Source organism: Actinomycetospora cinnamomea, assembly GCF_003096675.1.
GTDB classification, from domain to species: domain Bacteria; phylum Actinomycetota; class Actinomycetes; order Mycobacteriales; family Pseudonocardiaceae; genus Actinomycetospora; species Actinomycetospora cinnamomea.
Window position 1 is genome coordinate 190,224 of record NZ_QEKW01000010.1, and the last position, 11,213, is coordinate 201,436.

Below are 11,213 nucleotides of genomic sequence, written 5' to 3' on the forward strand. Positions count from 1 at the left end.
CGTGCGCGTGGGTGGGGCGGAGGTGGCAGCGCTGGTCGCCCGCGGCGTCCCCGCCCTGCGCCGTCGGGGGCCCTACCGCCCGCCGCGCGGCGCCGAGCCCGACCGTCTGGACGCCCTCGCCGACGCCCTCGCGGGCGCGGACGCCCGCGCGGCGGTCCGGGCGGGGGCGTGCCTCGGCCTCGCCGCCGAGGACTGCGGTGACGCGCTGGTGCTGCGCTCGGACCCGCGGGGCGCGCGGGCGTGGCTGGTCGTCGTGCTGCGCCCCGGGGTGGTGCCGGGCGCGGTGGTGGAGGTCCCGCACCCGAACGCGGACCTCGACACCGAGGTCGTCGGGCTGGAGGTGTGGCGACGGTGCCCGGGCGCGCTGTACCTCCAGGCCGGCGCGCACCGGGGCGCCGGGGCGCCGCCGGACGCGCGCGAGCGGGGCGACTTCCCCGCCGACGTCGCCGCACGCCCCGACAGCCCCTTCGCCCGGGTGGCGGGACGCCTCGTCGCGCGGGGGCTGCCGCAGGTGCAGCTGCACGGGTTCGCCGACCGGGGCGACGTCGACGTCGTCCTCTCGCCCGGGGCGGCACCGGGGTCGCCGCTGCTCGACGCCGTGGCGGGCCGGCTCGCGGCGGCCGGCGAGCGCGTCGGGACCGGCGACGACGCGCGGTGGAGCGACCTGCTTGGACGGCGCAACGTCCAGGGACTCGCCGCGGCCGGGCAGGGCACGGCGTTCGTGCACCTCGAGCTCGCGCGCGCCGTGCGCCGTGACGCCGACCGCCGCGACGCCGTGGCCGCGGCGCTCGCCGGCGCGCTGGACGACGTCGCCGGGCGACCGGCCGAGGGGGTGCCGTGACGCGCGGGCTCGGCGTGTCGCGCGAGCGAGGATGTGGCGATCCTGGCGTCCAGTGCCAGCAAAGCCGCATCGCTGGCACACCGGGGGTGCGCCAGCGATGCGGGGTTCCGGGTCAGCGGCGGATGCGGAAGATCCCCCAGGCGAGCTGGCCGCTCCGGCCACCGTTCACCCAGTTGCGCAGGCCCGTCTTCATGTTGCTGATGTACTCGTCGGAGATCGTGCCCTTGAACCGCGGCTCCGCGGCCTCGAGCTCGGCGAGCACCCGCCCGTAGTGGGTCGTCAGCTGGTCGGTGTGGTCCTCGAACGTGAAGTCGCCGAACCCGTGCTTCCCGAACTCCTCGCGGTAGAAGCCCGGCGACCCGAGGGTGTCCAGGTGCAGGCGCGCGAGGATCGGCGCGAGCGCGGAGGTGTCGGCGCCGTCGGCGGCCATCGGGTCGGTGAACACGACCTGCCCGTTCGGCACGAGCACGCGCTCGATCTCCGCGACGACCTGGCTGCGCTCACCGGAGTGCAGGAACGCGTCCTGCGACCAGACGAGGTCGTAGAAGTTGTCCTGCACCGGCATGTTCTCGAACGACCCGTCGACGACGTCGACGAGGTGGTCGAGGCCCTGGGCGCGGTTCTTCTCGCGGTTGCGCTCGTTCTCGACCTCGGAGAGGTTCAGGCAGGTCACGCGGCAGCCGTAGGTCCTGGCCAGCCAGCGCGCCGAGCCGCCGTAGCCCGCGCCCATGTCGAGCACCCGGGTCTCCGGGGTGATGCCGAGGCCCTCGGCCATGCGCTCCACGGTGCGCTGGGAGGCGGGGGCGATGGGCTCGTCGGGGGTCTCGTAGAGCCCGACGTGGATGTCCTCGCCGCCCCAGACCTCGTGGTAGAAGGTGTCGGCGTCGGTCGAGTTGTAGTAGTCGCGCGCGGTGTTGACGGCGGTGGAGTAGCTCTCGGTCAATTCGTCGTCCGGTCGGTAGGTCTTCTCGGCCACGTGGATCCAGAAATCGGGGCTCTCGGTGCCGTAGGTCTCCTGGAAGTCGCCGTAGGTGTCGATCTTCTGGAAACCGACTTCCCGCATCAGCCGGCGCACGTAGTCCTTGCGCAGCGGGAACATGTTCAGGTGGTACACCGAACCGTCGTCGTGGAACGTGTACCGGAAGCGCGCCAGGCCGTCGTCGATGTACTCCGGTTCCGCGGTGACGGTGTCGCCGCAGTAGAAGTACTTGTGCTTCGACGAGAAGCCGTGGTCGAGGATCTCGTCGTAGTTGCGCTGATCCAGGATCAGCACGCCGTCGTGCTTGAGCATCGCGTAGAACTCGGCCAGCGCCTTGCGCCGGTCGCGCTCGTTGAACAGGTGCGTGAACGAGTTGCCGAGGCAGATGATCGCGTCGTACTCGCCGTGCACGTCGCGGTTGAGCCAGCGCCAGTCGGCCTGGACGACGCGCAGCACGTGCCCGTACCGGCGGCCGTTCTCGAAGGCCTTGGCGAGCATCTCCGCACTGCCGTCGGCGGAAACGGTCTCGAAACCGGCCTTCAGGAGCTGGACGGAGTTGAACCCCGTACCGGTCGCGACGTCGAGGACCTTCTCGACACCACGGGCCGACAACTGGTCGATGAAGAACGAGCCCTCACTGGCGGCACGCCCCTCCCAGCCGATGTAGTCGTCCCACTTGTCCACGAACCCCTTGACGTACTCCTCTTGGTAGTGGTTCGTGTCGCGGACCTCGTTCGGGTTCTCGCCGAACTCCTGGTGAACCTCGGCCTCGGTGTACTCGAGGCCAGCCGCGGTGTCGGGGCTCCGGTCTGCGGCTGCGGTCATGTGTCCTCCGGACGTCGGTGACGCTTCCGGGGAGTCGACGCTAGGCAGCCGGGAGGCGACCGTGAAGGACGGCCGACGCCGTACGGTCGGCAGAATCGATACAGTAGGGGCCCGGAATCTCCGGCGGACGGGCCTATCGGCGCTGCTCCGACCGGGTGCGCGCGGGAGGGGATCTCCGTGACCACATCGGTATGTGACAGCGGCCACGTTTCGTCGGGAATGGGGTTCCGGGGGTGTGTCGGCGGCGTGTCGTCCCCGCGCGGGGTGACCGGTCGGCCACGTCCGCTGGAGGCGGGGTGCCCGGTCGGGAGGACCCTGCTAACTACTCCGAAGGCTCTACGATGACCGTCCGGTTGGCGCTCGCCGGGCCGGGCAACTGGCGTCCGTCGGGGCCGACGTCGTTGACGTAACCGGGGAACCGGCTGCCGACGCCGCGCGTGGTGATGCGGTCCGCGGGCGCCCCGAGCTCGACGAGCAGCGCCTTGACCGCCTCGGCCCGGCGGGTCGAGAGGTCCACCTGCCCCTCCGTCGTGCCCGCGCGGGCGCTGGTGCCGGTGAGGGCGATGCGGCGGGTCGGGGATTCGGTGAGGAACTGCGCGAACGGGGCCAGGACGGCGCGGGCGGCATTCCGGTCGCGGAATTCGGCGGTGTCGGGCCGGAACCCGACGGAATTGTCGTCGGGCAGGGCCGTCGCCTGCCCGGGCGTGATGGTCGGCGGGGGTGGGACGTCCACGACGCTCACGGGCGGGGCGTCGCTCGGGGCGTCACCGCCGCGGGGCTCGTCGACGACGGCGACGCAGCTCGCCCCGCCCGCGGTGGCGACGGCGGTCCAGAGGGCGACCAGCGACTGGCGCTGCGCGGGGCTCAGGGCCGGCTGGGGCTCGGCGACGTCGCCGAGGCCCGCGAGGATCACCGTCGTGCCCTGCAGCCCGGGCAGCGCGTTCTCGGCGCGCAGGGCCTCGACGGTCTGCTCGGGCGGCGCGTCGAGCAGGCCGCGCTGCCGGAAGTCGAGCGGCGCCACCGTCGAGAGCCCGGAGTCGACGAGGACGACCGTGCCCGGGCGGTTGCCGCCGGCCGACCGTCCCGCGAGGTCGAGCGCGGAGAGCACGTCGACCTCGGGGGTCTCGGCGCGCAGCTCGGTCACCGCCTGGCCGAAGCCGTCGAGGAAGGCGTTGCGGTCGTCCTCGGCGGCGATCGCGTTGCCCGCGTCGGTGCGGAACGTGTCGTTGCCGGCCGACGTGGGGCGGCCGTCGACGTTGATCAGCGTGATCCGCGGCTCGTAGCCCTCGTCGACGGCACGGGACAGCACGGAGACCGTCGCGTCCTGCACCGCACCCGGCAGGCCCGGCTCGGGGCTGTTCGACCGCCCGGACACCGCGAACGCCATCGGGCCCACCGGCACCGGGCACGAGAGCGCGCTCACGCCACCGCCGGAGAAACCGCCCGCGGCGTCGTCGCCGCTCGAGCAACCGGCGACCAGCACGCCGGTGAGGACGACGGACAGCAGGCCGGCAGCACGGCGTGCGGCCGGGCGTGCTGCTGGAGTCACGAATGGTCTCCGTTCGAGCGCGACGTCGGGACGACGGGGGTGAACGGGCGCAGCTCCGGCGGGGCCTCCTCGCCGGGCACGACCTCGTTGGCGGGGGTGAACAGCGGGAAGAGCGACGAACCGGTGAGCCCGTCGGTGACCGACGGGTTGCCCTTCTTCGACGCCATGAGGGTGCGCGCGTAGTTCTGCAGCTCGAGCATCTCGGCGACGACCTGCTGGCGGGCGGCCCGCCAGCGCTGCTCCTCGCGCTCGCGCTCGTTCTCCTGCTGTCGCAGGGCCTCGCGGGCGCGCTCGAGCTCGGCGCGGCTGGCGCGCTCGCGCTCGGTGGCCTCGTGCATCCGGCGCTCGGCGCGGCGCAGCGCCCCGGCCACCGGGTTGAACGACACGAACGTCGCCACCATCGCGGCCATGCCGCTGGCGAGGAACAGGGCGCCGAACAGCGCGGCGGGCAGGGCCGCCGAGAGCTCGATGCCCGACGAGGACCCGCCGAAGCCGCCCCCGCCGGACCCGAAGCCGCCGCCCCCGGACCCGAAGCCGCCGCCCCCGGAGCCGAAGCCGCCGCCGGACGACGAGCCGCTCGGCGTGAGCAGGCGGGACACGAACGCGGCGACGCCCAGCACCAGCCAGGTCGCGGCCGCCAGCACGGTGAGCGTCGTCGAGGCGCGGGGGTCGCCGCAGCGCCGCCGGGCCAGCCCCTGGCCGACGAGGTGCGCGAGCCCGACGGCCGCGGCCGCGAAGCCGACGGTGCCGAGCACGATGAGGAACGGCGAGCCGCGGAACACCCGGGCGAGCACGACGTAGAACGCGGCGATGTCGCCGCCGATGGCCAGCACGATGATCCCGAGCGCGAGGTAGTCCTCCCGCGAGCGGTTGATCATCAGCGTGGCGTCGCGGTACGAGCGGGGCCGGACGTCCTCGGCCGGGCCGGACGCGCCCGCGCGCCCGCGTCCGAGGCGGGCGCGCAGCCCGCGGGCGCCGGTCGCCGGGGCGCTCATCGGCCCGTCTCGCGCGGGTCGTGGCTCACGGGGCCTCCACGGTCGGGGGAGCGGGTCGGGTGCACCGGTCGCGGCAGGGGACCGGTCGGGGGGTCGGCGGGCGGGACGCCCGGGCGGTAGAGGGCCTCGGTGGGGCCGCCCCCGCGGCCGCCACCGTCGTCGGGGTCGGCACGGCCCCGGTCCCGCGGCGACCGGTCGGCGTGCCGCGGGGCCGGCTCGGCCGGCGCGCCGACCGGCTCGGTCAGCCGCTCGCGGGCCTCCTCGTAGTCGCGGCGGGCGATCGCGAGGGCACGGCGGTCACGCTCGTGGGAGGCCTCGGCCTCGGCGAGCTGCTGGCGGGCGCCGCCGACGAGACGGTCGATGACGGCCTGGTGGTCGGCGTGCTGGGAGTCGATGCGCGACAACCAGCCCGAGGCCCAGGACGCGATGAGCGGGTCCAGCGCCGCGCCGGTGCCCTCGTCGACACCCTCGAGCAGCTCGCCGACGAGCGTCCGCACGCGTCCGCGCGCGGTCCCGACGTCCGGGGTGGCCTGGTTCGGGTAGGGCATGGGGCCGACGCGGTCGGCCGCGTACACCTGGGCGAAGCGCCGCTCCTCGGGCGAGCCCGTCGTGGCGACGAGGCCGGGCAGGGTCGACAGCGGCGGACCCGACGCGCCCTGCGGGGCGGTGGGGTTCGCGGACGGGGTCGGGGCCGGGGGGCGGGCGCCACCCGCGCGGCGCCGGGGCCAGCGGGGCATGGCTACTCCTGCGGGGTCGGGGCGCCGAGGTCCCGGACGGCCGGGGTGGTCGGGCCGGTCGTGGGGGTCGTGCTGGCGTGTGGGGCGCCCGCGGGCGGCGCCGACGCCGCGCCCGGGACGGTGGTCGTGGGTCCCGTCCCGGGATCGCCGGGGTCGCCCATCTCGGCGGCGGTCACCCAGCCCGGCACCACCGGGTGCTGGGCGGAGAGCGCCGGCCCGATCCGGTCGCCCGCGGGGTGGCGGCGCACGAGGTGGCGCTCGTACGCGCTGACCCGCCGCATGATCTGCGCGTGCAGCCGCCGGACGCGCGTGGCGCCGACGAGCTCGCACGCCCGGATGGTGCTGCCGAGCCGGGCGTACTCCACGCGCATCTGCGTGAGCTGGGCGTGCAGACGCGCGGCCTCGTCGACGAGCGGTCGGCGGATCGCCTCGTGCTCGCGCGCCCGGCGGGCGGCGACGACGTCGTCGGGGGTGTCGGTCTCCCCGCCGCGGCGCACGGCGAGCTGGTCGTCGTCGAGCAGCACCGGGATGGCGTCGAGACGTGCGCGGACCCGGTCGAGGGCCTGCTCGGTCTCGGGGATCCGCATCGCGAGGGCGGCGCGCGACTGGTGCATCGGGGAGACCTCGAGGTCGAGGCGCAGCCGCTCGCGGTGGACCCGGGCCAGGAAGTCCTGGTGGTACTCCTCGAGCGTCGGGGTGCCGGACGGGCGTCCGGGGGCGAGGCTCGGCAGGCCGGCGCGCCCGTCCGCGCGGGCCTGCCACCAGTCACCCAGTCGCGCGATCCACCCGTAGGGCGGCATCGGTGACCCTGCGGCGCCGGGCGAGGGCCCGGCCACCCCCTCGGGCCGGGTCATCGAGTGCTCATCGGGCGTGCCGTTCCACCAGCTGGCTTCCTCCTGCGTCCTCCACCCCGACGGACGGTCGTCGGCGGAGTCTAGGCCGACCGTCCCCGGGGCCCTGCGGTCGACCGGGCGTGCCGCCTGCGGTGTCCGCAGCGAACGGGCCGTTCGCTGCTTCTACGCGCACGAACGGCGCGTTCGCTGCTTCGGGTGACCCGGCCGCCGGGAACTCCCGCCCGGTCCGGGACGACCAGCACGGCGATGGTGACGACCACGCCCCGCTCCCGGCAGACCCAGCAGCCCGCGCAGCCCCCGCAATCCCCGCAGACCCCGGAGACCCCGGAGACCCCGCCGTCGGCCGCGTCCTCGGCGCCCACCGACGTCCTGCCCGCCGTGGGGGACGATCGGGGCATGGACCCGGTGGACACCGCCACGCCCCGCGCGGCCGCGTCCGACGGTGCCGCGCCCGGCGACACCCCGGCACGCGGCGTCGGCGCCGTGCTGCTCGTCGGCGGGCTCGTCGGCGCCGTGGTGGCGCTGGTGCTGCTGCTCGACAAGCTCGCGCTGCTCGCCGACCCGGCCTTCGTCCCGTCCTGCAGCATCGACCCGGTGCTGTCCTGCGGGACGATCATGCGCACCGAACAGGCGTCGGTGCTCGGTTTCCCCAACCCGGTGATCGGGCTGCTGACCTACCCCGTCGCCGCGGCGATGGGCGCCCTCGTGCTCGCCCGGGTCGCGCTGCCGCGCTGGGCCTGGTGGGGCCTGCAGGCGGGCACGACGGCGGGGATGCTGTTCGTGCACTGGCTGATCGTGCAGAGCCTCGTGGTGATCGGCGCCCTGTGCCCGTGGTGCATGGTGGCCTGGGTGGTGACCATTGCGATGTTCTGGGCCACGACGGTGCACAACCTGCGCGAGGGGCACCTCGGGGGCGCGCCGGCCGCGGTCCGCCACCACGGCTGGGGCCTCGCCGCGTGGTACCTCGCGATCGTCGTCGCGGTCGTCGCGACCTTCCCCGCCTGGGCCGCCGGGCTGGTGGGCCTCGCGTGACCGCCACGTCCGGCGCCACGTCCGGCACCGTGTCCACCCCCACCTCCGGCGCCGCCCCGGCCGTCGTCGACCTCGAGGTCGGCGGCATGTCGTGCGCGGCCTGCGCGGCGCGGATCGAACGCCGGCTCAACAAGCTCGACGGCGTCGAGGCCACCGTCGACTACGCCGGCGAGGGCGCGCGCGTCGTCGTGAGCTCGCCGGAGGTGACCACGGCGACGCTGGTCGACACGGTGGGGCGCCTGGGCTACACGGCGCGCCCCGCCCGGGCCGCCGAGGCCGGGGACACGGCGACGGACGATCCCGCCGAGGACGCCGAGCTGCGCGACCTGTGGCGCCGGCTCGTCGTGGCGGCCGCCCTGTTCGTCCCGGTCGCCGACCTCGCGCTGGCGATGACCGCCGTGCCCTCGCTGCGCTTCCCCGGCTGGGCGTGGGTCCTCGCCGCGCTCGCGGCGCCGGTCGTGGTGTGGTCGGCGTGGCCGCTGCACCGCCGCGCGCTCGCCGGGCTGCGGCGCGGGACGACGTCGATGGACACGCTGGTGTCGCTCGGGATCGTCGCGGCGAGCGTGTGGTCGCTGGGGGCGGTGCTGCGCGGGGCGCCGCCGGCCCCGGCCGAGAGCACCTGGGAGCTGCTGCTGCACCCGACCGGCCCGGTGTACCTCGAGGTCGCGGCCGGGGTGACGACGTTCGTGCTCGCCGGGCGCTACGTCGAGCGCCGGGCGCGGCGGGCCTCCGGCGACGCGCTGGCCGCGCTCGCCCGCCTCGCCGCCCGCGACGTCGCGGTGCTCGACGAGGACGGCACCGAGCGGCGCGTCCCGGTCGCCGAGCTGGGCGTCGGCGCGCGGTTCGTGGTGCGGCCGGGGGAGAAGGTCGCCGCCGACGGGCGGGTCGTGGCCGGGCGCTCGGCGGTGGACCGCAGCATGCTCACCGGCGAGCCGGTGCCCGAGGACGTGGGCGTGGGCGACCGCGTCGTCGGCGGCACCGTCGCGACCTCGGGGCGCCTGGTGGTCGAGGCGACCGCGGTCGGCGAGGCCACCGCGCTCGCCGGGATGGTGCGCCTCGTCCGCGACGCGCGTGCCGACAAGGCCGACGTGGCGCGTCTCGTCGACCGGATCGCCGCGTGGTTCGTCCCCGCCGTCGTGGGGCTCGCGGTGCTGACCGGCCTCGGCTGGTGGCTGGCGACCGACGACGTCGCGCGGGCCTTCTCGCCCGCGCTGGCGGTGCTGGTCATCGCGTGCCCGTGCGCGCTGGGGCTGGCGACGCCCATGGCGATGGTCGTGGCGTCCGGCCGCGGCGCCCGGCGGGGCATCTTCCTCAAGGGCCACCACGCGCTGGAGACCAGCCGCCGCGTCGACACCGTGGTGCTCGACAAGACCGGCACCCTGACGACGGGACGGATGGCGGTCGTCGCGGTGCTCGGGTCCGCACCGGACATCGTGCTGGAGCGCGCCGCCGCGGTCGAGCGGGGCTCCGAGCACGCGATCGCCGGCGCGATCGTCGCCCACGCCGCCGGCGCCGTCGGGGAGCCCGAGGACTTCGAGGCGCTCCCCGGCCTCGGCGCGCGGGCGCGGGTCGACGGCGTGAGCGTCACCGTCGGGCGGCCGGACCTCGTCGGCGCGGTGCCGGCGTCGCTGTCCTCCGACTGGGCGGCCGCCGAGGCGGCCGGCCACACCGTGGTCGCGGTCGGCTGGGACGCGGGAGACGGTGCCGCGGTGCGGGGCGCGGTGGTGCTCGCCGACGAGGTGAAGCCCAGCGCCGCCCCGGCCGTGGCCGCCCTGCGCGCCGCGGGCCTGCACCCGGTGCTGCTGACCGGCGACCACGAGCGCGCGGCGCGCACGGTGGCCGACGCGGTCGGGATCGACGACGTCGTCGCCGGCGTGCTGCCCGAGGGCAAGCTCGCCCTCCTGGCCGAGCGCCGCGCCGCGGGGGCCGTGGTCGCGATGGTCGGCGACGGGGTCAACGACGGCCCGGCCCTGGCGGCCGCCGACCTGGGCCTCGCCGTCGGGTCGGGCGCCGACGTCGCCCTGGACGCCGCCGACGTCATCCTCGTGCGCGACGACCTCACCGCCGTCCCCGAGGCCCTCGCGCTCGCCCGCGCCACGCACCGCACGATCCGCGTGAACCTGGGCTGGGCGTTCGGCTACAACGTCGCCGCGATCCCGCTCGCCGTCGCGGGCCTGCTCAACCCCCTGCTCGCCGGCCTGGCGATGGCGCTGTCGTCCCTGCTCGTCGTTTCCTCGAGCCTGCGCCTGCGCGGGAAGTGATCGCTCCGGTTGCTCCGCGGACCCGATGTGACGGGGTGGGCGGAGCACCGGGAGCGATCACGCCGTGGCGGGCGGCGCGATCGCGGCCGTGATGGTCGCGAGCACGGCGTCGGGGTCGGCCTCGAGGTCGTGCCAGTTCACGCGCAGCACCGTCCACCCGGCGAGGACGAGAGCGTTCTGTCGCGCCTGGTCGCGGCGGAAGGCAGGCAGGTCGCGGTGGTAGGCCCACCCGTCGACCTCGACGACGACCCGCGCCGTGGGGAAGGCGAGGTCGAGGACGGCTGCCCCGTATCCCGGCACGACCACGCGGTGGTCGGCGAACCACCCGACGACGCCGGCGCCGCGCAGGAGCCGGTGCAGGCGCCGCTCCGCCTCGGATCGGGCTCTGCCGGCGGCGAGCGCGAGCAGGCGCGCGACCGTGACCGAGCCCGGCCGCCCGAGACGGGCCCGGTGGGCACGGCGCAGGCCGTCGAGCGTCACGCGGTCCGCCAGCAGCGCGCGGTCCATGAGCTCCGCGCCGTGGCGCAGGCCCAGCTCGGCGGCCGCCTCGACCACGGCGTAGGCCCGCGACACGACCGGCACCCCGTCGACCGTGCTGCGGAAACGCGCCTCGAGGGCCCGTCGCACGACGCGCACCGTCCCGCGGCTCCGGACGCGTCGCTCGGGCGGCACCAGGAAGTGCAGGACCTCGGGCGGCTCGTCCCGGAGACGCCACCACCACGCGGCGCCGACGCCGGTCAGGGTCGCGGTACCGCCGAGCCAGAGGGCCGCGCCGCGGACCCGGACCCGGGCGCCCAGCGTGTGCGCCGCCGACAGGTAGACGCACGGCCAGAGCACGGTCCACAGTCCGCGCGCGAGGCGGTGGTCGATCGCGGCGCGCGTGAGGCCGTGGGCGAGCGCCTGCGCGCGCGAGAGAACGCCGTCCTGGCGGCGCAGGAGGGCGGAGAGGTCCTCGGTGTCCACACCCTCTTCGACGTACCGAGCGGTCCCGGGGATCCACGCCGCCTGACGATGATCGCTCCCGGTGCTCCCCCCACCCCGTGAGGAGCCTGTCGCTTAATCGTCCTGGGACGTCGAGGCGGACGAGGGCCTCGGTGCGGGGTGGGTGATGATTGCCGGCGTGGCCGGGAGGTGCATCCG

The 11,213-nt window shown here is 76.0% G+C and carries 9 protein-coding genes; 3 read left to right on the forward strand and 6 right to left on the reverse strand.

Annotated features, from left to right (window positions below):
* The first annotated feature begins 7 nt into the window (after window positions 1–7).
* The gene (locus C8D89_RS18970) at window positions 8–841 is read left to right on the forward strand and encodes a hypothetical protein (RefSeq protein WP_133251970.1); all 834 of its coding nucleotides are present in this window, start codon (window positions 8–10) and stop codon (window positions 839–841) included.
* A 112-nt stretch (window positions 842–953) separates the two neighbouring features.
* Here C8D89_RS18970 and C8D89_RS18975 read toward each other — a convergent pair whose 3' ends face one another.
* From C8D89_RS18975 to C8D89_RS18995, 5 genes are all read right to left on the reverse strand, one after another.
* Entirely contained in the window at window positions 954–2,645 is a 1,692-nt protein-coding gene (locus tag C8D89_RS18975; RefSeq protein WP_116709679.1) for a glycine/sarcosine N-methyltransferase, read from the reverse strand.
* Window positions 2,646–2,967: 322 nt separating this feature from the next.
* Window positions 2,968–4,194, reverse strand: coding sequence for an OmpA family protein (locus tag C8D89_RS18980; protein WP_133251971.1), 1,227 nt, complete (start codon window positions 4,192–4,194; stop codon window positions 2,968–2,970).
* On the reverse strand, window positions 4,191–5,189 hold the full coding sequence (locus tag C8D89_RS29385; protein ID WP_165825798.1) for a hypothetical protein: 999 nt from the start codon (window positions 5,187–5,189) through the stop codon (window positions 4,191–4,193). Before C8D89_RS29385 ends, C8D89_RS18980 begins: the two co-directional genes overlap by 4 nt.
* Window positions 5,186–5,926 carry a hypothetical protein gene (locus C8D89_RS18990; RefSeq protein WP_116709682.1) on the reverse strand — a complete coding sequence of 247 codons (741 nt, stop codon included), beginning with the start codon at window positions 5,924–5,926 and terminating at the stop codon, window positions 5,186–5,188. The genes C8D89_RS29385 and C8D89_RS18990 overlap by 4 nt, the downstream gene beginning before the upstream one ends.
* A gap of 2 nt (window positions 5,927–5,928) precedes the next feature.
* Window positions 5,929–6,780, reverse strand: a complete 852-nt coding sequence (locus C8D89_RS18995) for a hypothetical protein (RefSeq protein ID WP_116709683.1) — start codon at window positions 6,778–6,780, stop codon at window positions 5,929–5,931.
* A 249-nt stretch (window positions 6,781–7,029) separates the two neighbouring features.
* On the opposite strand from C8D89_RS18995, the gene C8D89_RS19000 reads away from it, so the two are divergent.
* Window positions 7,030–7,812, forward strand: a complete 783-nt coding sequence (locus tag C8D89_RS19000) for a vitamin K epoxide reductase family protein (protein WP_243418234.1) — start codon at window positions 7,030–7,032, stop codon at window positions 7,810–7,812.
* Window positions 7,809–10,073 carry a heavy metal translocating P-type ATPase gene (locus C8D89_RS19005; RefSeq protein ID WP_341477326.1) on the forward strand — a complete coding sequence of 755 codons (2,265 nt, stop codon included), beginning with the start codon at window positions 7,809–7,811 and terminating at the stop codon, window positions 10,071–10,073. Before C8D89_RS19000 ends, C8D89_RS19005 begins: the two co-directional genes overlap by 4 nt.
* 57 nt (window positions 10,074–10,130) lie before the next feature.
* Here the strand turns inward: C8D89_RS19005 and C8D89_RS19010 are convergent, their stop codons facing one another.
* Window positions 10,131–11,036, reverse strand: a complete 906-nt coding sequence (locus C8D89_RS19010) for an endonuclease domain-containing protein (RefSeq protein WP_116709684.1) — start codon at window positions 11,034–11,036, stop codon at window positions 10,131–10,133.
* Window positions 11,037–11,213: the final 177 nt, after the last annotated feature.